We start from the raw sequence: 26,942 nt of genomic DNA on the forward strand, positions 1-26,942 counted from the left end.
ATTAAATTGTTCTGATTTGACCTTTAGTTAACCGGTTTAAACGTATTAACCGATTAAGCAATTACCTATCTAAAATAGATTTATTATTTTGGCGTTATGTTTGCAGTACATAAATATCCAAATTTTTGGGTACTTATGCTATCACTTAACACACATAAAATGAAACAAAGATTATTAGTATGCCTTTTAACTGTTGGCCTTTTCGGTTGCGGAATAAACAGGCAGGCCCAGCAGATAAAAGCCCTGGAAGACTGCACCTATAAAATTACAGGTGTGCAACAGGTATCGATTGCAGGTACAGATGTTAAAAAGTTAATGGACCAGCAAAGCTTTAGCTTAACCAGCTTACCTGGGGTTGCATTGGGTTTATTGAGAAAAGACATCCCTTTAAAAGCCAATCTGAATTTAGAAATAACCAACCCATCGAGCAATTTAGCGGCCATTAACCAATTCGAATATAAAATATTGGTTAATAATACCGATCTGGCAGAAGGAATTGTTAATCAAAATGTAAGCATTGCACAAGGACAAACGGTTACTGTTCCGGTACAACTGATAAGCAACATTTACGGATTAGTATCTAATGGTAATGTTTTTAATGATATTATCAAAGCTGCTCAGAAAGGATCAGCATCAAAAGATGAAAAACTAGGTTTATTAACCATTAAAATAAAGCCAACCTTTATGCTGGGCAATACACCTGTTAAATATCCTGGTTACATTACCATCAATAAAGATATCAGCAGTAAAATATTGTTATAAATACCACCACAAATAAGAATGCCCGTTTAACCTATTTAGTTAAGCGGGCATTTTTGTTAAAAAGCTTTTATTAAAATCTCTTATCGGGCGTCATCACCATCCCCTTAAATCCTTTTGGGTCTAACTTTTCATCTAAAGCCCTCAATTCTGCTACTGATAGTTTTGATGGCATTACTGTTGTCGTTGTGCTTAAGCTAGCTGTTTTTCCAGCCGGAGTTACAAAATTCCCGTTCTTAGCATATAGTAATGCGTAGGCCAATAAAGTCTCTGTTTCATCGCCCCATGCCTTCGTTAAATCCTCAGATGATTCTTTGTCAACCGTTAGCCCAGAATAGTAACCACCAACGCCAACTTTATTTTTTGTTTCAAATTCTGGAATATACATATCCACCTTGTCTATTCTGATCGGGAAGAAACCAACAGGTTTACCATAAGTTGTTCTACCAATTAATTTTACATCCATTACCGGTTTTAAACTGTTAATGGTTAGCTCACTTGCTGAGGCTGTTGATCCAGTTACGATAAAATAAACTCTGTTTAAAGATAATGAGCCTGATTTTGCAAACTTCTCTATATTATCGGCTGCTGTAGGCGAATAATTTAAATCGGCATAAGTAGCATACTTTCCGTTTACACCCGTGGTAAAAGTTTGTAATTTACCATCATCGTCTAACAGCGGTTGGTGTGCCAAAACCGAGGCCTTGCGCTGTGCACTAGTGATCGACTGTAGGTAGTTATTGTAATACGAAGTAAACATCGTATTGCCATTTTCTCCTGCCGGTGCTGCTAAATTAATAATCTGGGTAGCTGTTGAAACATAACCACCGCCATTATAGCGTAAATCAATAATCAATTCACTTACCCCCTGGGTAGCAAAATTAGAAAAAACTGTATTTATGGCTGCAGAGGCATTATTGGTAAAACTATTGAATACAATGTAACCTACTTTCTTTGTACCAACTGTATACACATTGGTAAATAATATCGGATTAACCGTATATAGGCTGCTAGATACAACTGCTGTTTTTGGGTTGCCATTAATATCATTGAAGGCCAGAGTAACCGTTGCATTTGTACCGAAAATGGTACTGTTTAAAAAATTAACTGCATTTGGCCAACTAAGATCTGTTCGTCCATTTACGCTGGTTAACTTACAGCCACGTGTTAAGCCCTGCTGCGCTGCAGGTGAGTTTGGGTAAACATATTTTACCCTAAGGTCTGTGTCGTTGTTATACTGAACGGAAAACCCGTAATCATTGGCCGAGCCATTTACATCGGCCTTCAGCGCTCCTGTTTTACCAGTTGTAGCTGCTGTATAGTCGAAAAATGAATACTTCGGCTCCCCGGAAGTGCTTACATACTCATACGGTTTTCCTGTTGCCGGATCTAAAGAATACTGTGTCATGGCATATAGCTCAGCTTCATTCGAACTAAATCTACGCGGATTAAACACTTCATAAGTTGGTAGTGAAGTATTCCAATAATAAAGTTCTTTACCATATAAAAAGATAGAATCTTTAGTCAATTCATCCCGCGTTCCGGTAGGCGTAGTAACAACCGGTGGAGTTACGGGCTCAGGCTCAGGACTGCTCTTTTTGCAGCCGGTAATGGCCCCAAAGCTTAAAAAACCTAGTGCAAACAGGTAAAGGAATCTCATATTTATCATGGAAATTATTGTAACATTATCTTCTATATACGTACGGGGCAACGCTTAAGTTGTTCAAAAGAAACTTTATCTACCAACAAACTAAATTTAATTCAAAATATTGTGCTTCTGTGCATATGTATCAGTGAATTACGTAAATCTACCGATTATATTACTTTTTACTGAGATATTTAGTAAATTTTAACAAGATATAACAAACCGGTGCTGCACTGTTAGTCCTTATGCCCCCACAAATTGTCGCCTTTGCACCGCTTAAGTCAATCAAATTCGCTGCAAATTTGTTATACTAAATAAGTTGATTTAAAAACCAAGAACCATGGAAAAGATCGAATTTAAAACCACAATTAACGCAACAGCAGAAAAAGTTTGGGATGCGCTTTTTGGCGTAGAAACCTACCCCAAGTGGACAGCGGTGTTTGCAGAAGGATCGCGTGTAGAAACCGATTGGAAAAAGGGAAGCAAGGCCCTGTTTCTGGGTAATAACGGGGATGGGATGGTAGCTGTCATTCAGGATAATATCCCTAACCGGTACATGTCTATCAAACACCTCGGCGAAATAAAAGACGGCAAGGAAGATTTCAGCGGAGATTGGGGCGAGACACTCGAGAATTATACGCTCAATGAAAAAGATGGTAAGACAGAACTCCTCATCGATATGGATATTAACAATGAATGGAAAGATTATTTCGAAAAAACCTGGCCAAAAGCGCTTGATAAGGTCAAAGAACTAGCTGAAAAACGGAGTGAATATCATGTGGAGACCTAAATAAGCGTAATCAAAAGCCAAAAAAGCCTTACATTTCTGTAAGGCTTTTAGAAGTGGTGCCACCTGGATTCGAACCAGGGACACAAGGATTTTCAGTCCTTTGCTCTACCGACTGAGCTATGGCACCCCCTTTTGGGATTGCAAATGTAGCATTCTTTTTTTCAAATCCAAAAAAGGATTTTAGATTTTATTCAGTTTTTTTCTTCAAATGCAACCTTACTAAGGCCATCTTTTTGATAAGCAGGAAGATGGGCAGAAAAATATTTTTATTTCGGCTTAGGAATTCCTTTTTGAAATGGCATAAAACCAAAAAAGCCTCTCATTTCTGAAAGGCTTTTGGAAGTGGTGCCACCTGGATTCGAACCAGGGACACAAGGATTTTCAGTCCTTTGCTCTACCGACTGAGCTATGGCACCATCCGTTTGGGATTGCAAATGTAGCGTTCTTTTTTCAAAAGCAAAACTTTTTTTCAATTATTTCATTGTTGCACTGATTATCAATTAATTAATTTTTCACTTTTCTTAAAACATGTCTTAATACTTGCTTAGAATGAGTACAAACAAACAATTTTATTATTTTTTTTATGCATGCATAGTATTTTATTTAGATTAATATCCTAATTTAGCGTAACAATCTAATTTTGCATGGTAGCACAGATCATTTTTCTAGTACTTACACTTGCAGCAATTGCGCTGTTTACAGTTAACCTGCGTAAAATAATTCGCAATATCCGTTTAGGAAAACCGGCAGATCGAAAAGATCAGCCGCAAAAAAGACTAATGACCATGCTTCGCGTGGCTTTTGGTCAATCTAAAATGGTTGTACGCCCTATCCCCGCCTTTCTGCACTTTTTTGTTTACATCGGTTTCGTAATCATCAACATTGAAGTATTGGAGATTATCATCGATGGTTTATTCGGCACACACCGGATTTTTAATGGTTTGGGTGGTTTATATAACTTTCTGATCGGATCTTTCGAAATCCTGGCCTTTACCGTTTGGGTTTCATGTGCTATTTTTCTTATCCGCAGAAATATCCTAAAACTTAAACGCTTTAGCGGCGTAGAGATGAAAAGCTGGCCAAAATCTGATGCCAACTACATCCTTATTACAGAGATTTTGTTAATGAGCGCTTTCTTATTAATGAATGCAGCCGATGCAAAATTACAGCTTTTGGGCGCTAGCCATTATGTTAATGCCGGCGCATTTCCGGTAAGCCAATACTTGATCAATATCCTGCCTTCATCCGAAAGCGCCCTTGTTATTGTAGAGCGTAGCTGCTGGTGGTTCCACATTATTGGCATTCTGGCTTTCTTAAATTACCTGCCTTATTCGAAACATTTTCATATTCTTTTTGCCTTTCCAAACACCTACTTTTCTAATTTGGAACCTAAAGGCGAATTTACCAATATGGCCTCTGTTACCAATGAGGTGAGAGCCATGCTCGATCCTTCTTTTGTTCCGGCAGAAACCGAACCTGGTAAATTTGGCGCCAAAGATGTAACAGACTTAAGCTGGGTAAACCTCATGAATGCTTATACCTGTACCGAATGTGGAAGGTGTACTTCGGTATGCCCGGCAAATATTACCGGTAAACTTTTATCGCCGCGCAAAATTATGATGGATACTCGCGACCGCATTACCGAAGTTGGCCAAAATATAGATAAACATGGTGCAGAACACCAGGATGGAAAATCTTTATTGGATGACTACATCAGCAGAGAAGAAATTTGGGCTTGCACAAGTTGTAACGCCTGTGTAGAAGCCTGTCCGGTAAACATCGATCCATTACAGATTATTATGGAGCTTCGCCGTTTTGCCGTGATGGAAGAGTCGCAGGCACCCGGCAGCATTAACGCGATGCTGGGGAATATTGAGAATAACCAGGCACCATGGAAATACTCTCCGGCCGATCGTTTTAATTGGGCACAAGAAAGTTAGCAATTAACAATTTTCAGTTGGCATTAAATTAATATAATAATTACATCAGGTCTTGATACTTGATAATAGATACTAGACAAATGGAATTTAAAGTCCCTACAATGGCCGAGTTGATGGCCGCAGGTGAAGAACCGGAAATATTATTTTGGGTTGGCTGTGCCGGAAGTTACGATGAAAGAGCGCAGAAAATTACCCGCGACATTTGCAAAATCTTACAGCATGTAGGCATAAAATACGCCGTTTTAGGAACAGAAGAAAGCTGCACCGGAGATCCGGCTAAAAGAGCTGGTAACGAATTTCTTTTCCAGATGCAGGCCATGACCAATATTGAGGTATTAAATGCTTACAATATCAAAAAAATTGTAACAGGCTGTCCACATTGCTTCAATACCATTAAAAATGAATATCCGGGTTTAGGCGGCACTTATGAAGTGATCCACCACACACAATTGATACAGGATTTAATTAACGAAGGAAAACTAAAAGCTGAGGGTGGCGAAAGTTTCAAAGGCAAAAAAATCACTTATCACGACCCATGTTATCTGGGCCGGGGAAATGGAATTTACGAAGCCCCTAGAAAAGCCCTGGAAGTGCTTGATGCGCAGTTGGTAGAAATGAAACGCTGCAAAAGTAATGGCTTATGCTGTGGCGCCGGTGGCGCACAGATGTTTAAAGAACCAGAAAAGGGAAATAAAGATATCAATGTAGAACGCATTGATGAGGCTTTAGAAACCAATCCACAGGTTATTGCAGCAGGTTGCCCATTCTGTATGACCATGCTAAGCGACGGTATTAAACTAAAAGATAAAGAACAGGAAGTTAAGGTATTGGATATTGCCGAGATTACAGCAAGGGCAAACGGCCTGTAACGATCGTTTTTAGATTAACTTAATAAAATGCTGTATCATAAGCGTTAATTTCTATTCGATCTGTCACGTTGAGCCTGTCGAAACGCTAAATCTGTAATTAAACAGATCCTTCGACAAGCTATCAATGACAGATTTAAATAAAAAGGGTCGTCATTGCGAGGAGAAACGACGAAGCAATCTTAATACTGATGCTAGTAGCGATCGTTGTAAGATTGCTTCCCCGAAAGGTCGGGACAGGCTGTAGGCTGAAAAAGCCTTCTCGCAATGACGATATGATATAATTCTTTATACCGCATCAGATAAAGAGGTAAAAGTAAAATCCCTTATTCTTAATGGCGGCAACAGGTAGTTGGCTTCCGATTCAGCACTGACTGTTCTTTCGGCTATTCCGATTTCGTCCAGGTTGTTCAACATAATAATCGGACTTTCATTGAAACGGAAATTTTTAACCGGAAACTTGATCTCTCCATTTTCGATATAAAAAGTACCATCCCTGGTTAGCCCGGTTAGTAACAAGGTTTGTGGATCTACTGTGCGGATGTACCATAAGCGCGTAACCAATATTCCTTTTTCTGTTCCTTTAATCAGCTCTTCCAGGGTTTTCGTTCCACCCTTCATAATGGCGCCACCCGGGAAAGGGATCGCTTTAATTCCGGTTTTTTGCGCCCAGTACCTTGAGCTGTATAAATTTTTAACTACTCCTTTTTCTATCCAGTTTACTTTCTCCTGTGGCCGCCCATCCCCAGACCATGTTGCGGTTGGCAGTTCAGGATTCCATGGGTCTGAATAAATATTTACCCGTTCATCCACCAGCTGCTCTCCCAATTTTGTTTTTCCGCCGGTTTTACTCATAAAGCTCCGCCCTTCATCGGCCTGTCTGGCATCCATCGAGAAGAATAGGTTTTCCAGCATCACCGCTACCGCAGTAGGTTCTAAAATAACGGTATATTTTCCTGGTTCTATCGCTTTTGCCGTTACCGATGACATTGCTTTTTTGGCAGCTATGGCTGTGTCGGTCCTTGCATTGAGCTTGCTAAAATCATTGTATCCTCTTGTGGCATAACCAGAGCCTTTACCATCATCAGTTCTTACGGTAATATTAAAAGCTACATCGGTTGAGGTATTGTAGGCAAACAAACCTTTACTGTTCATCATTGCCGAACAGCCTATACTGTTGGATAAAAACCCTGCTGCATTCAGCTTGCTGTCTATAGCCTCTTTTAAACTGGCCTGTACTGCATCAGCTCTGTCTTTCGGGGTAACGGCTGCTGTAGCCGGAGAAAAGGTAGGCGAATCGGCACCATATTCCTGAGGACCGAGAAAAGGCATAAATTCGGGATTTTCGGGTGCCAGCTGAGCAAGTTCTTCTGCCCTGCGCACCACTTTTTCCAATGAGGCATCGTCAAATTCATTTATAGTGGCTGTACCCAGTTTTTTCCCGAAGGCAGAACTGACTACCAGGCTGTTAGCGCTTATACCCCCGCTGGTTGATACCGAATTTCGGGCGTACCTTATATTACCGCTATCTGAGCAATTTAGGTTTACTTCACATTGTTCTGCTTTAGAGTAAGAAAGTACTTTAGTTAAAAGTGCTTTTGCTTCTGCTTTTGTTAAGATTGGCATAATTTCTATCAGATTTTTCTAGCGGTGTTGATCACATTAACTTTATTGAAACGTGCAGTTGCTGATCCGTGTGAAACAGCACTTACCTGCCCGGGCTGGCCTTTACCATCAAAGAATGAGCCTCCTAAGCGGTAATCGCTCTGATCACAAATGGCCACGCACGAATTCCAGAATTCCTGGGTATTGGCCTGGTAGGCTACATCTTTAAGCATACCTGCGATTTTGCCATCTTTAATTTCATAATATAGCTGCCCGCCGAACTGGAAATTATAACGTTGCTGGTCGATAGAGAAAGAGCCATCGCCTACAATGTAAATTCCTTTTTCCACATTTTTGATCTGATCTGCTATGCTCAGCTTGGCTTTGCCCGGCTGCAGTGAAATGTTGGCCATACGCTGAAATTGCACACTGCTCCAGTTATCGGCATAACAACAACCCTGCGAAGCATTTAAACCCAATATATGCGCCTGATCCCTAATGGCCTGGTAATTTACCAATATACCGTCTTTAATCACATCCCATTTTCCGCATTTCACCCCTTCATCATCATAACCAACAGCTCCTAACGATCCGACTTCGGTTTTATCGGCAGTAATATTAACTTCCTTACTGCCATAATTAAATTTTTTGGATTCCCATTTGTCAAGTGTCAGGAAACTCGTTCCTGCATAATTGGCCTCATAGCCCAACACACGGTCAAGCTCAGTTGGGTGACCGCACGATTCGTGAATGGTTAACCATAAATGTGAAGGATCCAATACCAGATCATACTTACCTGGCTCTACTGATTTAGCCTTCATTTTTTCACCCAACTGCCTCGCTCCCTGTGTAGCATCTTCAAGCATATCGTACCTGCCTTTATAAAGGGTGCCCGAAGCGGTTTGTATTTTATCCTGTGGCCTTGCATCCAGGTATTCGTATCCCTTACCAGTAGGTGCACTCAGTGCATTTCTGGTTTCGAACTTACCGGTTGCCTTATCTATTTTGGTAATAAAAAAAGTAGGCCAGATACGGTGGATATCCTGATCAATATATGAACCATCAGTTGAAGCAAAATATTTTTGTTCATTTACTGCAAATAAGATGGAATTAATGTAATCTGCACCTCCTTTCATAGCCGCATCGTTCACCGCCAGCAATAAATCTACCTTTTCTTTTACGGGTACCTCAAAAGTATTTTTCTCAATCGGCGCTTTCCAGCTTACCTCACCATACCCTTTTTGTGGGGCCAGCTTTACAGGCTCTCTTAACAAACGGGCATTTTCTTTGGCAATAGTTACTGCCAGTTCGGCTGCTTTGGCAATGCTGTCTTTATCCATTTTGTCGGTTGCCGCAAATCCCCAACTGCCATTTGAAATTACCCTGATACCAATTCCATATGATTCGGTATTTACAATATTCTCTACTTTATCCTCGCGTGTAACAACGTATTGGTTAAGGTACCTGCCTATACGCACATCAGTATAAGTTGCGCCTTTTGATCGTGCCGCATTTAAGGCCACATCCGACATGATTTTTTTAGCTGCAGGGTCGATATATGTTAAAGCCTGCTCGGGGGAAATCTCCTTCCCAAAAACCGGAATGGCAGGAAGCATAGCTGCAGCTGCTCCTACACCAGTTAAATAAATAAAGTTTCTACGTTTCAAGATGAGATTGTTTTAAGTTGACTGAATATAAGTGTTTTAACTTATTTTCCGAAATTCACAAATCCACTATCTAACTATAGCAAATTGAAAATTTTATTAGAGAAATGGTTAAACCAGCAAAATCATCATAAAATAATAATTTCTATGGAGTGGAAACCGGCGCATTTATTTTATTCAAATTATCGCGGATCAGGTTTAAATCTTCAGCCTCCATATTTTTTAACGGAATAACCAGTTGCGTAGCCATCGAATCTACATCCCCTCCCTTGTCTTTATAGGTCTGCACAATTACGTCGTCACCTTTGGTATGGATATACAATTTGCCCGAAGTAGTTGTACCATAATAATCCATATCTTTAAATTTCGAAAGCTTAAATGCGAAATACTCTGTTTTACCGTTATTAAAATAACGCTTATAACGGCAAAAGCCATTGTTGGTAACATTTAGCTCATAACGTTTTACCTGGTCGCTTTCCTGACTGTTATCGTAATGATCAGTAAATGTTTTTTGAAGAAAACTGATCGATTGTGCTACAGTTTCGGGGTCGGAAAAAGCACATAAAAACATACAAAAAGCCGAAAGAAGGGATATTTTCAAGCAGAGTGTAAACTTTTTCATCAGGTTAGCGTTTTAAACACACCAATTTAATTAAAATCATAAATTTGTATATGAGTTTTTCTCCACAATCAAGAGTTTGGATATACCAAAGCGATCGCAAATTTACTTCTACTGAAGAAAGTGAGATCTTAAACAAATTAGCAGCTTTTACCAACCAGTGGAAAGCACATGGAAATGAATTGCTTGCAAAAGCGGAAATCCGCTACGGCTTTTTTATTATCCTAACGGTTGACGAAAGTCAGGCAGGCGTTACGGGTTGCTCTATTGATAGCTCTGTTCGCTTAATTAAAGAAATTGAACAGGAATATCATGTAGATCTTTTTAACCGTTTCAACATTGCCTATAAGGTAAATGAAGAAGTTGTGGTAAACAGCAAAGAAGATTTTGAAACTTTGGTCAATATCAAACAGGTAACGCCAGAAACGATTGTATTTAACAACATGGTTCAGAACCTGGCAGAACTAAATAGTAAATGGGAAGTACCTTTTCAAAATAGCTGGCACAGTACTGTTTTCGCCCATTTATTATAAAAAAGCATGTTTATTGTAGATCTTAAATATATTGTTCCGCTTGAAAAGCTGGATGAACATATGGAGGCGCACGTTCAATTTTTAAGAAAATATTACGATCAACATATCTTTGTAGCTTCGGGCCGAAAAGTACCCCGTACCGGTGGAATTATCTTAGCCCTGGCAAAGGATGAAGAGGCTTTAAAAAAAATCCTGATGGAAGATCCATTTTACATCAATAGATTGGCCGATTTCACCATTACCCAATTTTTAACTTCACAATTTCATCCAGATCTCGCATCACTTTTAGGAAAATAATTCTTAAAACCAGCAGTTGTACAGTGCATTATTTTAGCTATTGATCAAACAATTAGCTCACGAAAAACATTATATTGGTTAAATCAAATAATGTCTATGAAGCGCTGGCTCAAAATCTCTTTTAAAATTATATCGGTTATTGTTGTGCTGATTATCCTCACCTGGCTGGCAGGAGCATTTTACATCAGTAGAAATAAAAAAGAAGTACTGGCTTCTATCCTTTCACAGCTCAATAAAAATTTAAACGGAAAAATTACCGCTACCAGCATGGAGCCAACACTCCTGAAAAGTTTTCCAGGGGTTTCGGTATCCTTAAACGGCGTTTTACTGAGAGATAGTTTATGGAACCAACATAAACACGATCTTTTAAAAGCGCAGGATATAGATGTATCACTAAATGTACTTTCGCTTATTGTGGGTAACATTAACATTAAACAGATTGCCATTAACAATGCAGCAATTTATATCTACACCGATTCTACAGGTTATAGCAATACCAGTATTTTTAAAAGCAAGCCGAAAACCGAAAAAAAATCTTCACCAAAATCTTCTGCATTAGAAGTCAAAAAAATAGATTTTAATAAGGTTAGCCTAATATTAGATAACAAAAAGAGATTCAAACTATTCAATTTCGATATTGATCAGATCCAGGGCAGAATGCAATATCCTGATAGCGGCTGGACAGGTAAAATAAAGTTGATGACCAAGGTAAACAGTTTCGCCTTTAATACCCGCAAAGGAAGCTTTTTGAAAGACAAGACGCTTAACGGGACATTAAATGCACATTACAGCCGTGAATTGGATGCGGTAATACTAAGCCCCGAAATACTGAACATTGGCGGGCATCCTTTTAAAATCGGCGCTAAAATAGACCTTGCCAAATCTGCTTTTGCCATTAGTATAGCTGTGGATGATATTTTATTTAGAGATGTTGCCTTACTTTTATCGCCTAATATCTCTTCCAAACTCTTAAAATTCGGCATAGAAAAACCAATCGATATCCGGGGAAATATTGTTGATGACGGATCAGGGAAGTACGGAGATCCCTTGATCAATGTTGGCATAACCGTTCGGGATAATGTGGTTTCTATTCCGGCAGGTAAATTAACCGCTTGTAATTTTGATGGCTCGTTTACCAACAGAGATACAATTGGCGGCATTATTGGCGATGAAAACTCATCTATCAAGTTCCACAGGCTAACGGCAAAATATTTTAATGCACCGCTGAAGATCGATACTTTTACGGTTAATAATTTATCGCGCCCGATTGCTACCGGATTGGTAACCTCGCAATTTCCCCTGTCCAATTTAAACAATTCATTAGGCACGAACGATTTCGAATTTAAAAACGGGACAGCCAACTTAAGGTTATACTGCAAAGCTGATATTGATAACTTTAGGTTTACCAAACCGGTTGTTTCAGGTAAAATACAGATTGCCGATGCCGATATTCTTTACATCCCACGGAGGCTTCATCTGGTAAAAAGTGCTTTAAACATCAACTTTAACCAGAATGATTTATCGATACAGAACGGGCACTTCCAATTGGGTAAAAGCGTGCTTAATGTAAGTTGCAGCATCGCCAATTTTGCTAACCTGTATTATACTGCTCCCGAAAAAATATTGGTGAACTTAAAAATGTCGAGCCCACAACTTTATCTAAAGGAGTTTTTACCCTTCTTAGGACCAAGAACGGCAAAGAAAAAGTCGAGCGGAAACAAACAAATGGTTTCCAAAGAACTGAGCAATGTGTTGGAGCTTTCGAAAATGAATATCCGTTTAACCGTTGATAAAGCCATTTATGATAATTTCCTGGCTAAAAACCTTGATGCCGACATTTCCTTGCGTGGCGGGGGTATATTCTTCAACAAAATAAGCGTGGCCCATGCAGGTGGTCAGTTATCGCTGAATGGGAGTATTATGCAGGAAGCTGCATCAAATAGCTTTAAAATTAATTCAAAGATCAGCCATGTAAGTGTTAAAGATTTCTTTTATTCATTTGATAACTTCGGACAGAACACCATTACCAACAAGAATTTAAAAGGTTATTTATCATCGCTGGTTAATATTTCCGGAAGGATATCGCACACCGGAAAAATTCTTCCCCGATCTATTAATGGTAAAGTGGTCTTCAACCTGAACAATGCCGCACTGGTTAATTTCGACCCAATGGTTAAGGTAGGAAAATTTGCTTTTGCCAACAGGAACCTATCAAACGTAGAAATCAAAAACCTTGACGGAACACTTACCGTGCGTGGCGATAAGGTAGAAATCAGTCCGATGCAGGTAAACTCCAGTGCGTTAAACTTTAATGTAAAAGGCACTTATGCTTTAGGAAATGGCACAAATGTAGAGATGGACATTCCGCTGAGAAATCCAAAAGGTGATGAAAACCTAACCAGATCAGAAAAAAGAGAAGCCCGTATGCGCGGCATCGTATTACATCTGAAAGCTGTTGATGATGAAAAAGGCGGAATAAAGATCAGGTGGAATAAGGATCATGATTAGTTTTAGTCCAAAGTCTGGAGTCCAAAGTCCTTAGTCGATAAATGGACTGAAGACATTGGACTGTCGACTAAAAATCCAGCGGCCCCAACCTGTTCATATTTCTTAAAATCAGATATTGACGGTGCCTGATGTACGGGGTTGCATTTTTGGGTGTCCACCTTCTGGGGTTTGGAAAACAGGAAGCAATTAAAGCAGCCTGTTTCCGGGTTAGTTTTGTACAGGATTTACCATAATACTCCTGGGCGGCGGCCTCGGCGCCATAAATCCCATCGCCCATTTCGATTACATTCAGGTAAACTTCCAGTATTCTTTCTTTGCTCCAGAACAGTTCGATGAGTAAAGTAAAATAAGCTTCAAAACCTTTTCTTATCCACGAGCGGCCAGGCCACAAGAAAACATTTTTAGCTGTTTGTTGCGAAATGGTACTCCCCCCCTTCACTTTTTTGCCTTTGGCGTTACTGGCAAAAGCTTTTTCAATGGCTTTCATATCAAAACCGATATGTTTTAAAAAGAGCTGATCTTCGGCAGATACCGCAGCCCTTTTCATATTATCAGACATATCCTCAAAATTAACCCACTTTTTCTCGGTTTTAAAAGATTTTCCATCGGCTTTTCGCTCAATGTTCCGCAGAACCATTAAAAGTGTAATAGGTGGGTTGATAAAACGCAGGGCGATTACCCAAAACACCGAAACCAGCAAAAAATATAAAAATACTTTTGTAGCAATATTAACAATCTTCTTTACAAGGGGATGTTTTGCTTTACTTTTAGTTCTGCTTTTCCGGGTTTTCGCCATGGCGCAAAGGTAATTAAAGGGAAGGAAGATGGGAAATGCTGGAGACTCGAACAATGCTAAAAAATACTTTTTTTTTGTGATCGAAAAACAAAGCCGAAATGCAAAATTCTCGTGGTAAAGCCTTAATGCACATTAAAATCACTTTGTTTATGTATTTTGTGATTCACATTTTTAAACAGGGTGCAAAACAAAATTAACCAAATGAAAAAACTAGGCTATCTCTTTCTTGCTGTTACACTATGGAGCTGCAGTACAACCAAAAACATCAATAACAGATCTGAAAAATGGATAACACTTTTTAACGGGAAAGACATTAAAGACTGGAATGTTAAAATCCACCACCACGATTACAATGTAAACTACGGAAATACCTTTAGGGTTGAAGATGGAACTATACAAGTTCGATATGACCAATACGGTGATTTCAATGATCAGTTTGGTCATCTTTATTATAAAACCCCATTTTCCTATTATCACCTAAAATTAAAATACCGTTTTGTTGGCGAACTGCAAAAAGGTGCGCCAAGTTATACTTTACGCAATAGTGGGGTAATGTTCCATTCCCAGGATCCGAAAACCATGCCTAAAGAACAGGATTGGCCAATTTCGATCGAGATGCAGTTTTTAGGTGGTTTAAGCGATGGCCGTCCCCGTCCTACCGGAAACATGTGTTCACCAGGCACGGAGATTTTTTACAATGGCAGTATGTTCCCAGGTCATTGTTTAGATTCGAAATCAAAAACATACGATGGCGACCAGTGGGTATCTGCCGAGCTTATTGTTATGGGCGATTCAATCGTTAAACATATTATTAATGGTGATACCGTATTGCAATACAGCAAACCACAAATTGGCGGAGGCGTAGCTAACCGTTTCGATCCGAAAATTAAAATTGATGGAAAAGCACTTACACAAGGTTTTATTGCCTTACAAAGTGAAGGACAGCCAGTGGATTTTAAAGATATCCAGATTATGGAGCTTCCGCACCATAACAACAAAAAATCTAATTAAACATTTTTCGATACTATACGTTACAAGAACATGAAAGTTGCATTAATTACAGGAGGAAGTAAAGGAATTGGTTTCGGTATTGCCGAAGCCCTTTTAAAAGAAGGTTATAAAGTAGCCATTACCAGCAGGACAATTGCCAGCGCAAACCAGGCCGCATCACATCTGGTGGCTCACGGTGATGTATTGGCCATTGAAGCAGATGTTGCAGATTTTAAATCTCAGCAAGGTGCGGTAAACCTGATACTCGAAAAATGGGGTCAATTGGATATACTCATTGCCAACGCTGGCATAGGGCATTTTGCACCTATTGACGAGCTGGATATAGATTTATGGAAAGAAACCATTGATACCAATTTAACAGGCGTTTTTTACAGCATTAAAGCCAGCGTTGAAGAAATCAAAAAGAACAAGGGACATATCTTTACCATATCAAGCTTAGCCGGCACAAACTTTTTTGCAGGTGGCTCAGCCTACAATGCCAGTAAATTTGGTTTAACAGGTTTTACGCAGTCGGTTATGCTCGATTTAAGAAAATATGGTGTAAAGGTGAGTACCATTATGCCAGGATCTGTAGCGAGCCATTTTAACGATCACCAGCCTAATGCTGAAGATGATGCCTGGAAAATCCAACCAGAGGATATGGGCAAACTAATTGTTGATTTATTGGCTATGCCAGCAAGGACTTTACCGAGTAAGGTAGAAATCAGACCGACTACCCCAAAAGGATAATACCTAATGGAATAGGGAAGATGGAAAATGAGATAGAGATCCCTATCACCCATTTTGCCTATTCCATTTTCCATAAAAAAAGGTCCCGATTTTCATCGCGACCTTTTTTAGATTCTTTAAAGAATGCTTATTCAGCAACTACTTCAAAAGGAACCTGAACTTTAACTTCTTTGTGTAAGTTTAAGTTAGCAACATATTCGCCAACAAATTTAGGTTCAGTTTCGAAAGTAATACGACGACGGTCTACATCAAAGCCTTGTGCTTTTAATGCTTCAGCAATCTGGATGGTGTTAACCGCTCCGAAGATTTTTCCGCTTTCGCCTGCTTTAGCACCGATTGAAAGTTTAACATCAGTTAAACGCTCAGCAACACCTTCAGCATCTTTCTTAATTTTATCTTGTTTAAAAGCAGCTTGCTTCAAGTTTTCAGCTAAAACTTTTTTAGCTGAAGAAGTAGCCAATGCTCCAAATCCTTGAGGGATTAAATAGTTACGGCCATAACCTGGCTTTACTGTAACTACATCATCTTTCTCACCAAGGCCTTTAATATCTTGTTTTAAAATAATTTCCATATCTCTAGCCTCCTATTTTAATTGATCAGCAACGAAAGGTAACAAACCGATGTGACGGGCACGTTTAACTGCCTGAGCCACTTTACGTTGGAATTTTAACGAAGTACCAGTTAAACGGCGTGGTAATAATTTACCTTGATCGTTAATAAATTTCAACAAGAAATTTGCATCCTTGTAATCGATGTATTTAATTCCGTTTTTCTTGAAACGGCAATATTTTTTACGGTTATCCTCTACTTTAGGGGCAGTTACGTATTGTATTTGTTCTCTTGCCATTACGCTGCAACCTCCTTAGTTTTTTTGTTAAAAGCACCACTACGCTTTTTCTCATTGTAAGCAACAGCGTGTTTGTCTAAACGGATGGTTAAGAAACGTAACACACGCTCATCGCGTTTTAATTCAAGCTCTAATTTTGCGATCAAATCACCTGAAGATTTGTATTCAGTTAAGTTGAAGAATCCGTTTGATTTTTTCTCAATTGGATACGCTAATTTTCTCAAACCCCAATTATCCTCTTGGACAATTTCGGCTCCGTTATCAACAAGAATTGCTTTATATTTGGCTAATGCCTCTTTAGCAACTTCTTCTGATAACAAAGGGGTTAGAACGATAACAGTTTCGTACTGATTCATTGTTATAAATTATGTTTTTAATTTTTAATCCCGAGGTATATTACGGGGATGCAAAAGTAACAATATATTTCTTAAAATCAAATGATTAATTAGAAAAAAGAAGAATCGCAAGCAATTAAGAAAGAAAAAGTTACGTAATAAAACGAAACACAAAAAATGACCGCGACAAGTTACCTCATCATGATCCTGGCCACATATCTCATGTCGCACACCTCACATCTAATCTCCCAAACAAAAAAGGGAGACTATCTATCCGACAATCTCCCCATATCAATTAGCTGTAATGTTTAATAAGTTTGTATCGTTTTAACAAAACTTTCTTCTTTATACTTCACCACAAAGGTTAATTCTTTAGAATCTGTTTTGCTGATATTGAATTTTTTTGTTAGCTGCGCTTTATCTTTAAATACTTCGTTGTAAACCTCGTCATTGTATTCGTTGTATACTTTAATTTCGATCGGATTTTTATCCAGGTTATCCAGATTAAGGGTAATTACCTGATCATTTTTAGTATAAACCGGTTTAAATATGTTAGATACTTTTGGCTCAGACACCAATGCCTCACCATCTTTGATGGTTACTGTATATTTAGCCAATTTTAATTCAGACTCTACTTTAAGTATATAGTTTCCATCAGGAAGTGCATTTAAATCATAAACCTTGCTTGAGAAAGCTGAAGCATGGATATTTTCTTCAAATAAAACTTCCTCATCTGCACCGATCAGTGACAGATTAACGTCTTCTGCCTTATCTACAGAAAAACGGATAAACTTTTCTTTTTCGCCTTTTACTTTTAATGTAAAATTATCATCGTTAGCGTGAACACCCGTAGCAGTAAAAAACAACGCTGCTATTAAACCGATTTTTAAGAACTTTTTCATAACCAATATTTTTAAAGAGTTAATAATTATATGACACCACTAAGATATGGAGGTAACTGAGATATAGACGATTGCATATTTTCCAATATCTATGCTATATTACCCCAATTACAGGGGTATTTTGTCATAAGTTATAATAAAGCATATTTTTTATGTATTTTAGTGCAATTAATTAGAAGATAATGAAGCCAAGTTTCGAGGTTGTTGAACCCTCTTTCGGGAGTTCATTCTATTATTCAAAATATGTAGAAAACGCCAATAACATGGCGCACCTCTGGCATTACCACCCCGAAGTTGAAATGGTATTTGTAAATGGCGGTGCCGGGAAAAGGCAGATTGGCAGCCACGTTTCTTATTATACCGATGGCGATCTGATCCTGATTGGCAGCAACCTCCCCCATTGCGGATTTACCGATACCAATACGGGAAACAAAAACGAAACAGTAATCCAGATGAAGCCCGATTTTTTGGGCGCCACTTTTTTAGGCCTGCAGGAGATAAAAGGAATCCATGAGCTTTTTGATAAAGCAAAGGCCGGAATTGCATTTGGCAGCGAAACCAAGAGTATGGTAGGCGACCGGATCGAAATGATGGACGATCAGCCTCCATTCGATAGGCTTTTAACCTTGCTGAGCGTTTTAAAAGAACTTGAACACGCCAAAGATTATAAAATTTTAAATGCCGACGGGTTTTCGATGGAAATGCAGGTGCAGGATAACGACCGCATCAATATGATCTTTAACTATGTAAAAGATCATTTTCAGGATCAGATCAGCTTGCAGCACATCGCAGAAATGTCGAGCATGACTGTTCCATCCTTTTGCCGATATTTTAAAAAGATCACCAAAAAAACCTTTACCCATTTTGTAAATGAATACAGGGTGGTACATGCTTCAAAGCTTCTGGCCGAAAAACCCATCAGTATCGCCAATATTTCTTATGAAAGCGGTTTTAACAACTTTAGCCATTTTAATAAATTGTTTAAGGAGTTTACGGGCAAAAGTGCTTCAGAATATAGGCACGAGCTTAAGTCGCTGATTAAATAAATGAGCATGAACAAATTCCTACTATTGATACTCTCAAACATCATCAGCCTATCTCTTTACGCGCAATATGTTGACATTAATTTAGTTAACTGCAAAATAAGCGAAACCGAGCAAAAGAAGATAGAGAAACTGATTGCTTACGAACGCATGTTCTGCAATGAAATTTTCGAAACAAGAGAGAACATTACTGCACCTGTTAAAATAAACCTATATGGAAAAAACAAAGATTACCGGTTAGTGCAAAAAACATATAGTGCACCAATAAATAGTGCCGGATTTTATATTGCCGCAATTAACGAAGCCTTTGTATATAAGAGCAGCGATTTCATTTCGGTAGCGCTCCATGAGGCCAGCCATAGTATTTTCCAGTTTAATTTTAAAAAATCGCCCAAATGGTTAAACGAAGGCCTTGCAGAGTTTTTCGAAACACTAGATTTTGACAGTGAAGGAAATTTATACTCCTATCCACAAAGTGGTAGAATTAAGAGCATAAAGGCAGGAATAGATTCGAAAGACAGCGAAAGGCTAAAAAATTTCTTTAAAATATACAGTGGTTCATTTTACGGGCATGATATAGACGACAATTACAACACAGCCTACAGTGTGATCTACTTTTTTATTAAATCCAAAAGAACAGACCTGTTAAAAAAAATAATTAAACTCAATACGCAGGGTTACGATACCGAAAAAGCGATTGACCTTACTTTTGGCAGTTTTAATACATTTGAAGCAAATTATAAACTGTTTTACAACCTGCATCATTAATATTATCAATATTGCTTAACTTTTATACGATAGTTACCTTTATAATATTCTTTCATTTTAATTACCTCTTTTGATTTCTCGGTTAGCCAGAAAATGGCATAACTGTCTTGGCTGTAATTAATTTTAAGCAGCCAGCAATTAGCTGTTATATCTGAATTCAATTTCAAATTATCTTTGCCAACCACTTCATAATGATGGTAGCTTGCTGATTTTTCATTGGGATCAAAAAATGAAATATCAAACTGCTGGCCAACCTTTTTAATTGGTAATAATGAATAAGTTTCTAAATCCTGCTCCCACGAAATGATCGGAATATCCAATTTAACCGGACCTTTTTTGATTGCATCATTATTTTTCACGGTATCCGATGGTTGCATCAGGCCATTTTTATAATCATAAGCAAAAACACCCCTACGTTTATAACTAGCATAATGATAAATTGGAGACATTGTTTTTCGATCGCAGATATTCGTTATTGTGGCAAAAAGGGAATCGTTGTGAAGCCATTTCCAATCAAATTCTACCACTTCATTTTTATCTCTTTTTTTAAAAGCAGTTGTTCTTTCCCATATATCTCCTACGGTCCGTTTCGTTTCAAGAGAATCAGTCATATAAACAAGATAACTTGTTTTTCCCTCTTTCAGATTGCTCATTACCAATTTATGGTTTTGTGCATTTATAGTATCAACCTGTGCCATTGAAACGCCCGCAACAGAAAACAATATCGCGTTAATAAAAATTAATATCCTCATTTATAAATCTTTACGATTAGATTAATTTTATCATTAAATGTTACTTAATCTTTTACAAATCATTTAGGTATTTCAACTTTTCCACATTCCAACTTTTCAATCTTACAACACCTAAATTTTTCCTATTTTCGTGCCGATGGAAAATTTTATTGTTTCTGCCCGTAAATACCGCCCAGCCACCTTCGAAACCGTTGTTGGCCAGCAGCATATTACCGGTACGTTAAAAAACGCCATCAAAAACAATCAGCTAGCACAGGCATTTCTATTTTGCGGGCCTCGCGGTGTGGGTAAAACAACCTGTGCACGTATCCTTGCAAAAACCATTAACTGTACCAACCCTACAGCAGAAATGGAAGCTTGTGGCCAATGCGATAATTGCCTTTCTTTCCAGAACGGGCATTCTTTTAATGTTCACGAATTAGATGCGGCTTCGAACAACTCTGTTGATGATATCCGTAGTTTAATTGAGCAGGTTCGTATACCACCACAAGCGGGAAAATATAAAATCTATATCATTGATGAGGTTCACATGTTATCGCAAAGTGCATTTAATGCCTTTTTGAAAACACTGGAAGAACCACCTTCTTATGCTATTTTTATCCTGGCCACTACCGAGAAACATAAAATCCTGCCAACCATTTTATCGCGTTGCCAGATTTTTGATTTCAACCGGATCCAGGTAGAAGATATTGCCAATCACCTATCAACTATTGCCCAACGCGAAAATATTGCTTTTGAAAGCGATGGTTTGCATATTATTGCCCAAAAGGCAGATGGTGGACTCCGTGATGCACTATCGATGTTCGATCAGATTGCAAGTTATGCAAACAAGAACATCACTTATAAAGCTGTAATCGATAACCTTAATATTTTAGATTACGATTATTTTTTCAAGCTTACCTCTTATTTAACCGCAGCAGAAGTTAGCCAAACCCTACTCCTGTTCGACGAAATTTTGAATAACGGTTTCGATGGCAATAACTTTATAAATGGCCTGGCTTCGCACTTCCGTAATTTATTAGTGGGTAAAGACGCATCGACCATTAAACTTTTAGAAGTTAGCGAAAACATCAAACAAAAATACCTCGATCAGTGCAGGCAAACAGAATTATCGTTTTTGCTAACAGCATTAAACCTGGCCAATACCTGCGATCTAAATTACAAGAATTCTAAAAACCAACGTTTACAGGTAGAGCTGGCACTGATTAAAATGTGCCATATCCGGTCGGTCGTCAATTTAGCACAACAGCCTTTAAGCCCCATTAACACAGCAACTGACGTAGATCAGGATAAAAAAAAAACTAATGTCGTAGCCGGACAGGCAGAAACACCAAAGCCGGAAACAGAAAGCGAAAATACGGCCCAGGCTGTAGCGCCTGTTTTTAAAAATGCGGTTTTACCTCAAATTCTTGCAGAAGAAAAGCCAAAGGAAACACCAAGGGTTGGTCCGCCACCATCTGCAACTTCCATCAGTATCAATATTCCTAAGTCCAATGCAATAAGCACACTTATTCCATCTTTAAACGATCTGAACCGTGTTGCACAGGAAGATGATGACAAGGGGCCAAAAAAAGTTACAGGCGAAGCCAGAGAACCTTTTAGTTACGACCGCTTATTGGAAGTGTGGAATGCCTTTACTCAAAAAATGAAGGCGGCCGATAAAATCAATCTTTTTACCATCTTAAATAATTTCGCGCCTACGCTTTTAAATCCCGAGCTGATCGAAATTTCGGTAGAAAGTAAAACACAGGAACACCTTGTACAACAAGAATCTGTTGAGCTGTTAAACTTTTTGAGAAATGAGCTTAGCAATTTTGGTGTAGAGGTTACGTACAAACTTGTTGAACGTAAAATAGAAAACAGGCTTTATGGCAACCGCGAAAAGTACGATTACCTGGTAAACAAAAATCCAAAGCTTGACGAATTGCGCAGGAGATTTAATTTAGATGTTAATCCGTAAATTCATATTGGATAACTAACAATACTTATTCGGTTAAAAATTACTAAACAAAAAGCAGGATTACGCATCATTGCAAATGTATAACCCTGCTTTTCCTATTATGATTGTTTCGTCAAATAACTATCCTCACGACAGTGCTCTATTGACTATTTTTGGGGCGTATCGTTAATCGGATAACCTTCTTCATCTAAATCATCGCGGTTATCTTCGGGTGTACGGGCAAGTATTTCATCTTCAGGGCTCAGCTTTACACTCTCCCCGTTATCTACGTGCATACCTAATTCCTCCAGGTTATCTTCGGCAATTTCTTCATTGCGGGCATATTCATCACCAATATAAGGGTTAGCTTCATCATAGGTCGAATCATCATCTTTGGCACCAGCAGCAACCGTTTCATATCCCATCGGGTGGTCGTAATCTTTATCTGTGCCTCTTACATCGAGCTCGTAACTCTGCTTATTTTCATCATAAGCAAGATTCTCTTTATTGATTTCGCCATTTTCTGTGGTACTGTGTATTTTATCCTGCGATCCTTTATTCTCGTTAATTGCCATGATATGGTCTCCTTTAATTTATAAGGTTATAACAATGTGGTATAGATAAGGTTTTTCTCTGACAAAATAATTTTATTATTTGGGCGTGCCCCAAGCTGCGCAAGGGTCGGGCTATACACTCCAAGTCCTCGCCCGATGAATCCCGATTTTATATCGGGAGGGCTGTGGGCTTTCCGCTGCTATCCCTCACGCATGCAAAGTGCCAACTAACATAAGCGCAATATCTCAATTGTATTTTACTTCACCCAACAAGAATACTGGGTTAGAAATAGATCCTACTGGAGCTGCGCTAATCATCCCTCTTTACTACGGAAAACCGTAAAGTATATCATCATCAACCGTGTAGTTTTGAATATAATCAACAAAAAAACAAACTATGGCATTTTTAGATCACAATGGGGAAAGTGAATTTCCAATGTCGAAAGACAAAGTTTTTGAAGCAATGTTACTTGCAATTCCAACAATTAAAGGATTACAGATCGAAAACGCAGATAAACTACAAGGTCGGTTTATGGTAAAAGCAGGAGTTAGCTTGTACAGTTGGGGCGAAAATATACCGATACAGTTGACGGAAATCGCAGAAAATAGAACCAAAGTCCAGATTACTTCCTCACCAAAAACAGGAATTATGTTTGGGGGAGCATTCGATATGGGGAAAAACAGGCAGAATATTGAAAATATTCTTTCAAGTACCTCCAGAATATTATCATCAGAAAATAAGCCGAAACTGCTTCAAACAGATATAGTACCCTTTCAAACCAATGATTTCCACACAAATCCAAACTTTATAATTCCCAATCATTCAAATCGCTGGTACGAAAAAACTTGGTTAACAATAATTTTATGTATAATCTTTTTTCCAGTTGGCCTTTATGCCCTTTGGAAAAATTCATCTATATCCAGAGGATGGAAAATTGGAATAACAGTAATAATATCCTTAATTGTATTATCAAATTTAAGTGATAAAAATAAACCGTTAACAGAAAATCAAAATACTGTTGAAAAGCAACAAGCTAATCCTTCTTCAGAAGTTGAAACAGTTAAAAGTACTCAAAATGATATAATTGATGCAGTAGAAGAAGAAATTACGCAAAAACTTAAAGCAAAAGCAAGAAAAGATTGGCCTGATGATTATAGCACACAGGAATTTTGGGTTAACGAGCAAATAGATGCATATAAATATATGCTAACTATTGAGAATAACTCAATAAAAGCGAAAGCACAGCAAGACTGGCCACTCGACTTTACCACTCAAAAATTTTGGTATAATGAACAAATTGAGGCTCAAGAGCGCCTGAGGTAATAGACTACTATCCAATAGATATGTCGCACAGACAGAAATAATATTAAAGAGTTGTCAACTTTCGTACTAGAAGCATATTAAAGTTGACAACTCATAAAAAAAGCGTCCCGATTTTTATATCAGGACGCCAAAGTATCTAAGAGTTGTCAACTTCCATACTAGAAGCATATTAAAGTTGACAACCCAAATTTAGCTTACAAAGAAGCCAAAGAAGTATTTAATGTTTCACTCGGACGCATTGCTTTGCTTGCCAGTTCGTCATTAGGGTTATAGTAACCGCCAATGTTTTGAGGTTTACCTTGCGAACCGATCAACTCTTCATTGATTTTGGCTTCATTTTCTAACAAAGTTTTAGCCAACGGCGCAAATCTAGCTTTCAGATCGGCATCCTTCGTTTGTGCAGCCAAAGCTTCCGCCCAATATAAAGCCAAATAGAAGTGAGAACCACGGTTATCGATAGTACCCAATTTTCTGCCAGGAGATTTATCCGTTGCCAAGAATTTAGCATTAGCCTCATCCAAAGCATCAGCCAATACCTGCGCTTTTGCGTTATTTTGCGTTTGAGATAGATGCTCTAAAGAGGCCTGAAGTGCTAAAAACTCACCTAATGAATCCCAACGTAAATAACCTTCTTCAATAAATTGCTCAATATGTTTTGGGGCAGAACCACCAGCACCGGTTTCGAACAAACCACCACCATTCATTAAAGGAACAATTGATAACATTTTGGCAGAGGTTCCTAGTTCTAAAATCGGGAATAAATCTGTTAAATAATCACGCAATACGTTACCGGTAACCGAAATGGTATCTAAACCTTTACGGATACGCTCCAAAGTAAATTTAGTAGCTTCAATTGGCGCAAGAATGCGGATATCTAAACCAGTAGTATCGTGATCTTTTAAATAGGTATTTACTTTAGCGATGATTTCTCTATCGTGTGCCCTGTTTTCATCTAACCAGAAAACGGCAGGAGTTTCTGATAAACGCGCCCTGTTAACCGCTAATTTTACCCAATCCTGAATCGGGGCATCTTTGGTTTGGCACATGCGGAAGATATCGCCTTTTTCTACTTTCTGATCGAAAAACACTTTACCATCAGCATCAGTTACGCGGATTGTTCCGTCAGCAGTAGCCTGGAAAGTCTTATCATGCGAACCATATTCTTCAGCTTTTTGAGCCATTAAACCCACATTTGGTACCGAACCGATAGTTGTCACATCAAAAGCACCGTTTGCTTTACAGTCATCAATAGTTGCGGTGTAAACACCGGCATAACAACGGTCTGGAATTAAAGCGATGGTATCCTGTGCTTTACCTTCTTTGTTCCACATCTGTCCAGAAGTACGGATCATGGCTGGCATCGAAGCATCAACAATCACATCCGATGGCACATGTAAGTTGGTAATTCCTTTATCAGAATTTACCATGGCCAGGGCCGGACCGTTTTCTATGGCCTGAGCCAAAGCAGCTTCAACTTCAGCTTGCTTTGCGTTGCCTGCAATTTTAGCGTAAACATCGCCTAAACCATTTCTGGTATCGATGTTCAGTTCTTTGAAAAGATCGGCATATTTAGTAAATACATCTGCAAAGTAAACTTCAACAATGGCACCGAAAATAATCGGATCTGAAACTTTCATCATCGTTGCTTTTAAGTGTGCAGATAATAAAACACCTGCTGCCTTAGCTTCAGCAATTTCTTTGGCCACAAAAGTTTTTAATGCCGATAAGCTCAATGCAGAACTATCGATCACCTCTCCTGCTTTTAATGGCGACAAAGCTTTTAATTCGGTTACTGCCCCATCTTCAGCAACAAATTCTATTTTAAACTGACCTGCTTCAGCAACAGTTGTAGATTTTTCTGAACCGTAAAAATCGCCTTCAGTCATACTGGCCACTTTGGTTTTCGAATCTGCCGACCATCTACCCATCGAGTGCGGGTTTTGTTTGGCGTAGTTTTTAACCGCTTTAGGTGCTCTACGATCAGAGTTACCTTCACGTAAAACCGGATTTACAGCCGAGCCTAAAACTTTTGCATATTTAGCTTTAATTGCTTTTTCTTCGTCACTCTGTGCATTATCAGGGTAATTTGGAATGGCAAAACCCTGCGCCTGTAGTTCAGTAATTGCACCTACCAATTGCGGGATAGAAGCAGAAATATTTGGTAATTTGATAATGTTAGCTTCAGGAGTGGTAGCCAAGGCACCAAGTTCTGCTAGAGCATCACCAATTTTTTGATCGTCTTTTAAATACTCAGGAAAGTTTGCCAAAATTCTTCCTGCTAAAGAAATATCTCTGGTTTCTACATCAATACCTGCTGATGCGGTAAAAGCTTGTACGATAGGTAAAAGTGAGTAGGTTGCCAACATAGGCGCCTCATCGGTTTTGGTGTAGATAATTTTTGATGTATTTGACATGTTTATATTGATTTTGCTTATTAAGGTTAACTATTCAATCGGTTTCCAGATTTGCAAACCGATCTTTTTAAAATCGCCTAAAGATAAAATAATCGAATGACTTAAGGAACATCGCAATGTTATTTATAGGGTGGTTCGTATCATTAATCGCAGATAGCAAGTAAAATGTTAATGACGGAATTTGTTTTGGAGCGCAGGGCCATTTGCTATTTTTAATTTAGCCCTGCTCATATCTTTATCTTTATAATAAAATAATCAAAAGAGGGAGATAAACTTGTAGTCCCGCAAGGCACGGAAATTAA

General features: G+C 38.5%; 25 protein-coding genes and 2 tRNA genes. 13 read left to right on the forward strand and 14 right to left on the reverse strand.

Features of this window, described 5'->3' with window-relative positions; genetic code table 11:
* Positions 1–159 precede the first annotated feature (159 nt).
* Positions 160–762, forward strand: a complete 603-nt coding sequence (locus tag AC1RJ8_RS16230) for a hypothetical protein (RefSeq protein WP_492954513.1) — start codon at positions 160–162, stop codon at positions 760–762.
* A gap of 70 nt (positions 763–832) precedes the next feature.
* On the opposite strand, the gene AC1RJ8_RS16235 is transcribed toward AC1RJ8_RS16230, so the two are convergent.
* Entirely contained in the window at positions 833–2,419 is a 1,587-nt protein-coding gene (locus tag AC1RJ8_RS16235) for a S41 family peptidase (RefSeq protein WP_492954512.1), read from the reverse strand.
* 325 nt (positions 2,420–2,744) lie between these two features.
* On the opposite strand from AC1RJ8_RS16235, the gene AC1RJ8_RS16240 reads away from it, so the two are divergent.
* Positions 2,745–3,194, forward strand: coding sequence for an SRPBCC family protein (locus AC1RJ8_RS16240; protein ID WP_492954511.1), 450 nt, complete (start codon positions 2,745–2,747; stop codon positions 3,192–3,194).
* A gap of 54 nt (positions 3,195–3,248) precedes the next feature.
* Here AC1RJ8_RS16240 and AC1RJ8_RS16245 read toward each other — a convergent pair.
* Both AC1RJ8_RS16245 and AC1RJ8_RS16250 read right to left on the reverse strand, forming a co-directional pair.
* Positions 3,249–3,321: transfer RNA gene (locus tag AC1RJ8_RS16245), tRNA-Phe, on the reverse strand.
* 216 nt (positions 3,322–3,537) lie between these two features.
* Positions 3,538–3,610: transfer RNA gene (locus AC1RJ8_RS16250), tRNA-Phe, on the reverse strand.
* A gap of 228 nt (positions 3,611–3,838) precedes the next feature.
* On the opposite strand from AC1RJ8_RS16250, the gene AC1RJ8_RS16255 reads away from it, so the two are divergent.
* The gene (locus tag AC1RJ8_RS16255) at positions 3,839–5,134 is read left to right on the forward strand and encodes a 4Fe-4S dicluster domain-containing protein (protein ID WP_492954510.1); all 1,296 of its coding nucleotides are present in this window, start codon (positions 3,839–3,841) and stop codon (positions 5,132–5,134) included.
* Between the two features lie 80 nt (positions 5,135–5,214).
* On the forward strand, positions 5,215–6,003 hold the full coding sequence (locus AC1RJ8_RS16260; RefSeq protein WP_492954509.1) for a (Fe-S)-binding protein: 789 nt from the start codon (positions 5,215–5,217) through the stop codon (positions 6,001–6,003).
* A 285-nt stretch (positions 6,004–6,288) separates the two neighbouring features.
* On the opposite strand, the gene AC1RJ8_RS16265 is transcribed toward AC1RJ8_RS16260, so the two are convergent.
* From AC1RJ8_RS16265 to AC1RJ8_RS16275, 3 genes are all read right to left on the reverse strand, one after another.
* Entirely contained in the window at positions 6,289–7,626 is a 1,338-nt protein-coding gene (locus AC1RJ8_RS16265) for a TldD/PmbA family protein (protein WP_492954508.1), read from the reverse strand.
* An 8-nt stretch (positions 7,627–7,634) separates the two neighbouring features.
* Positions 7,635–9,272 carry a TldD/PmbA family protein gene (locus AC1RJ8_RS16270; RefSeq protein WP_492954507.1) on the reverse strand — a complete coding sequence of 546 codons (1,638 nt, stop codon included), beginning with the start codon at positions 9,270–9,272 and terminating at the stop codon, positions 7,635–7,637.
* A gap of 142 nt (positions 9,273–9,414) precedes the next feature.
* Entirely contained in the window at positions 9,415–9,891 is a 477-nt protein-coding gene (locus AC1RJ8_RS16275) for a hypothetical protein (RefSeq protein ID WP_492954506.1), read from the reverse strand.
* A gap of 50 nt (positions 9,892–9,941) precedes the next feature.
* Between AC1RJ8_RS16275 and AC1RJ8_RS16280 the strand changes: the two genes are divergently transcribed.
* The 3 genes from AC1RJ8_RS16280 (at position 9,942) to AC1RJ8_RS16290 (ending at position 13,226) form a co-directional block, all read left to right on the forward strand.
* Positions 9,942–10,421 carry an ABC transporter ATPase gene (locus AC1RJ8_RS16280; RefSeq protein ID WP_492954505.1) on the forward strand — a complete coding sequence of 160 codons (480 nt, stop codon included), beginning with the start codon at positions 9,942–9,944 and terminating at the stop codon, positions 10,419–10,421.
* Between the two features lie 6 nt (positions 10,422–10,427).
* A complete protein-coding gene (locus AC1RJ8_RS16285; protein WP_492954504.1) occupies positions 10,428–10,718 on the forward strand; it encodes a YciI family protein in 291 nt (96 codons plus the stop codon).
* 96 nt (positions 10,719–10,814) lie between these two features.
* On the forward strand, positions 10,815–13,226 hold the full coding sequence (locus AC1RJ8_RS16290) for an AsmA family protein (RefSeq protein ID WP_492954503.1): 2,412 nt from the start codon (positions 10,815–10,817) through the stop codon (positions 13,224–13,226).
* Between the two features lie 67 nt (positions 13,227–13,293).
* Here the strand turns inward: AC1RJ8_RS16290 and mtgA are convergent, their stop codons facing one another.
* Positions 13,294–14,022 (reverse strand): monofunctional biosynthetic peptidoglycan transglycosylase, encoded by a 729-nt coding sequence (gene mtgA / locus AC1RJ8_RS16295; RefSeq protein ID WP_492954502.1) that lies wholly within the window; start codon positions 14,020–14,022, stop codon positions 13,294–13,296.
* Between the two features lie 201 nt (positions 14,023–14,223).
* Here mtgA and AC1RJ8_RS16300 point away from each other — a divergent pair, with 201 nt between their 5' ends.
* Positions 14,224–15,033, forward strand: coding sequence for a 3-keto-disaccharide hydrolase (locus AC1RJ8_RS16300; RefSeq protein WP_492954501.1), 810 nt, complete (start codon positions 14,224–14,226; stop codon positions 15,031–15,033).
* A 30-nt stretch (positions 15,034–15,063) separates the two neighbouring features.
* Complete coding sequence (locus tag AC1RJ8_RS16305) at positions 15,064–15,762, forward strand: SDR family oxidoreductase (RefSeq protein WP_492954500.1); 699 nt, start codon at positions 15,064–15,066, stop codon at positions 15,760–15,762.
* A 127-nt stretch (positions 15,763–15,889) separates the two neighbouring features.
* Here the strand turns inward: AC1RJ8_RS16305 and rplI are convergent, their stop codons facing one another.
* The 4 genes from rplI to AC1RJ8_RS16325 all read right to left on the reverse strand — a co-directional run bounded on the left by rplI (position 15,890) and on the right by AC1RJ8_RS16325 (position 17,846).
* Positions 15,890–16,333, reverse strand: a complete 444-nt coding sequence (rplI, locus tag AC1RJ8_RS16310; RefSeq protein WP_029277406.1) for a 50S ribosomal protein L9 — start codon at positions 16,331–16,333, stop codon at positions 15,890–15,892.
* A gap of 12 nt (positions 16,334–16,345) precedes the next feature.
* On the reverse strand, positions 16,346–16,609 hold the full coding sequence (rpsR, locus tag AC1RJ8_RS16315; RefSeq protein ID WP_010599582.1) for a 30S ribosomal protein S18: 264 nt from the start codon (positions 16,607–16,609) through the stop codon (positions 16,346–16,348).
* Positions 16,609–16,965 (reverse strand): 30S ribosomal protein S6, encoded by a 357-nt coding sequence (gene rpsF / locus AC1RJ8_RS16320; protein ID WP_029277408.1) that lies wholly within the window; start codon positions 16,963–16,965, stop codon positions 16,609–16,611. The genes rpsR and rpsF overlap by 1 nt, the downstream gene beginning before the upstream one ends.
* 287 nt (positions 16,966–17,252) lie before the next feature.
* Positions 17,253–17,846: a hypothetical protein gene (locus AC1RJ8_RS16325; RefSeq protein ID WP_492954499.1), complete on the reverse strand. Its 594-nt coding sequence runs from the start codon at positions 17,844–17,846 to the stop codon at positions 17,253–17,255.
* Positions 17,847–18,028: 182 nt separating this feature from the next.
* On the opposite strand from AC1RJ8_RS16325, the gene AC1RJ8_RS16330 reads away from it, so the two are divergent.
* Positions 18,029–18,892 carry an AraC family transcriptional regulator gene (locus AC1RJ8_RS16330; RefSeq protein WP_057932549.1) on the forward strand — a complete coding sequence of 288 codons (864 nt, stop codon included), beginning with the start codon at positions 18,029–18,031 and terminating at the stop codon, positions 18,890–18,892.
* Positions 18,893–18,898: 6 nt separating this feature from the next.
* Positions 18,899–19,657, forward strand: coding sequence for a DUF1570 domain-containing protein (locus AC1RJ8_RS16335; RefSeq protein WP_492954498.1), 759 nt, complete (start codon positions 18,899–18,901; stop codon positions 19,655–19,657).
* 5 nt (positions 19,658–19,662) lie between these two features.
* On the opposite strand, the gene AC1RJ8_RS16340 is transcribed toward AC1RJ8_RS16335, so the two are convergent.
* Positions 19,663–20,409 carry a DUF3108 domain-containing protein gene (locus AC1RJ8_RS16340; RefSeq protein WP_492954497.1) on the reverse strand — a complete coding sequence of 249 codons (747 nt, stop codon included), beginning with the start codon at positions 20,407–20,409 and terminating at the stop codon, positions 19,663–19,665.
* 136 nt (positions 20,410–20,545) lie between these two features.
* On the opposite strand from AC1RJ8_RS16340, the gene AC1RJ8_RS16345 reads away from it, so the two are divergent.
* Positions 20,546–22,369 carry a DNA polymerase III subunit gamma/tau gene (locus AC1RJ8_RS16345; RefSeq protein ID WP_492954496.1) on the forward strand — a complete coding sequence of 608 codons (1,824 nt, stop codon included), beginning with the start codon at positions 20,546–20,548 and terminating at the stop codon, positions 22,367–22,369.
* A gap of 146 nt (positions 22,370–22,515) precedes the next feature.
* On the opposite strand, the gene AC1RJ8_RS16350 is transcribed toward AC1RJ8_RS16345, so the two are convergent.
* A complete protein-coding gene (locus AC1RJ8_RS16350) occupies positions 22,516–22,923 on the reverse strand; it encodes a hypothetical protein (RefSeq protein WP_492954495.1) in 408 nt (135 codons plus the stop codon).
* 376 nt (positions 22,924–23,299) lie between these two features.
* On the opposite strand from AC1RJ8_RS16350, the gene AC1RJ8_RS16355 reads away from it, so the two are divergent.
* Positions 23,300–24,226 carry a hypothetical protein gene (locus AC1RJ8_RS16355; RefSeq protein ID WP_492954494.1) on the forward strand — a complete coding sequence of 309 codons (927 nt, stop codon included), beginning with the start codon at positions 23,300–23,302 and terminating at the stop codon, positions 24,224–24,226.
* 194 nt (positions 24,227–24,420) lie between these two features.
* On the opposite strand, the gene AC1RJ8_RS16360 is transcribed toward AC1RJ8_RS16355, so the two are convergent.
* Positions 24,421–26,640 carry an NADP-dependent isocitrate dehydrogenase gene (locus tag AC1RJ8_RS16360; protein WP_492954493.1) on the reverse strand — a complete coding sequence of 740 codons (2,220 nt, stop codon included), beginning with the start codon at positions 26,638–26,640 and terminating at the stop codon, positions 24,421–24,423.
* Positions 26,641–26,942: the final 302 nt, after the last annotated feature.

This window comes from Pedobacter sp. GW822-FHT03F06, from assembly GCF_058801365.1.

Coding starts and splice junctions, on each gene's coding strand:
- AC1RJ8_RS16300 (WP_492954501.1), top strand. CDS start 14,224: ATGAAAAAACTAGGCTATCTCTTTCTTGCTGTTACACTATGGAGCTGC.
- AC1RJ8_RS16360 (WP_492954493.1), bottom strand. CDS start 26,640: ATGTCAAATACATCAAAAATTATCTACACCAAAACCGATGAGGCGCCT.
- rpsR (WP_010599582.1), bottom strand. CDS start 16,609: ATGGCAAGAGAACAAATACAATACGTAACTGCCCCTAAAGTAGAGGAT.
- AC1RJ8_RS16335 (WP_492954498.1), top strand. CDS start 18,899: ATGAACAAATTCCTACTATTGATACTCTCAAACATCATCAGCCTATCT.
- rpsF (WP_029277408.1), bottom strand. CDS start 16,965: ATGAATCAGTACGAAACTGTTATCGTTCTAACCCCTTTGTTATCAGAA.
- AC1RJ8_RS16345 (WP_492954496.1), top strand. CDS start 20,546: ATGGAAAATTTTATTGTTTCTGCCCGTAAATACCGCCCAGCCACCTTC.
- AC1RJ8_RS16355 (WP_492954494.1), top strand. CDS start 23,300: ATGGCATTTTTAGATCACAATGGGGAAAGTGAATTTCCAATGTCGAAA.
- AC1RJ8_RS16280 (WP_492954505.1), top strand. CDS start 9,942: ATGAGTTTTTCTCCACAATCAAGAGTTTGGATATACCAAAGCGATCGC.
- AC1RJ8_RS16230 (WP_492954513.1), top strand. CDS start 160: ATGAAACAAAGATTATTAGTATGCCTTTTAACTGTTGGCCTTTTCGGT.
- AC1RJ8_RS16325 (WP_492954499.1), bottom strand. CDS start 17,846: ATGAAAAAGTTCTTAAAAATCGGTTTAATAGCAGCGTTGTTTTTTACT.
- AC1RJ8_RS16305 (WP_492954500.1), top strand. CDS start 15,064: ATGAAAGTTGCATTAATTACAGGAGGAAGTAAAGGAATTGGTTTCGGT.
- AC1RJ8_RS16330 (WP_057932549.1), top strand. CDS start 18,029: ATGAAGCCAAGTTTCGAGGTTGTTGAACCCTCTTTCGGGAGTTCATTC.
- AC1RJ8_RS16340 (WP_492954497.1), bottom strand. CDS start 20,409: ATGAGGATATTAATTTTTATTAACGCGATATTGTTTTCTGTTGCGGGC.
- AC1RJ8_RS16240 (WP_492954511.1), top strand. CDS start 2,745: ATGGAAAAGATCGAATTTAAAACCACAATTAACGCAACAGCAGAAAAA.
- rplI (WP_029277406.1), bottom strand. CDS start 16,333: ATGGAAATTATTTTAAAACAAGATATTAAAGGCCTTGGTGAGAAAGAT.
- AC1RJ8_RS16275 (WP_492954506.1), bottom strand. CDS start 9,891: ATGAAAAAGTTTACACTCTGCTTGAAAATATCCCTTCTTTCGGCTTTT.
- AC1RJ8_RS16235 (WP_492954512.1), bottom strand. CDS start 2,419: ATGAGATTCCTTTACCTGTTTGCACTAGGTTTTTTAAGCTTTGGGGCC.
- AC1RJ8_RS16260 (WP_492954509.1), top strand. CDS start 5,215: ATGGAATTTAAAGTCCCTACAATGGCCGAGTTGATGGCCGCAGGTGAA.
- mtgA (WP_492954502.1), bottom strand. CDS start 14,022: ATGGCGAAAACCCGGAAAAGCAGAACTAAAAGTAAAGCAAAACATCCC.
- AC1RJ8_RS16285 (WP_492954504.1), top strand. CDS start 10,428: ATGTTTATTGTAGATCTTAAATATATTGTTCCGCTTGAAAAGCTGGAT.
- AC1RJ8_RS16350 (WP_492954495.1), bottom strand. CDS start 22,923: ATGGCAATTAACGAGAATAAAGGATCGCAGGATAAAATACACAGTACC.
- AC1RJ8_RS16265 (WP_492954508.1), bottom strand. CDS start 7,626: ATGCCAATCTTAACAAAAGCAGAAGCAAAAGCACTTTTAACTAAAGTA.
- AC1RJ8_RS16290 (WP_492954503.1), top strand. CDS start 10,815: ATGAAGCGCTGGCTCAAAATCTCTTTTAAAATTATATCGGTTATTGTT.
- AC1RJ8_RS16255 (WP_492954510.1), top strand. CDS start 3,839: ATGGTAGCACAGATCATTTTTCTAGTACTTACACTTGCAGCAATTGCG.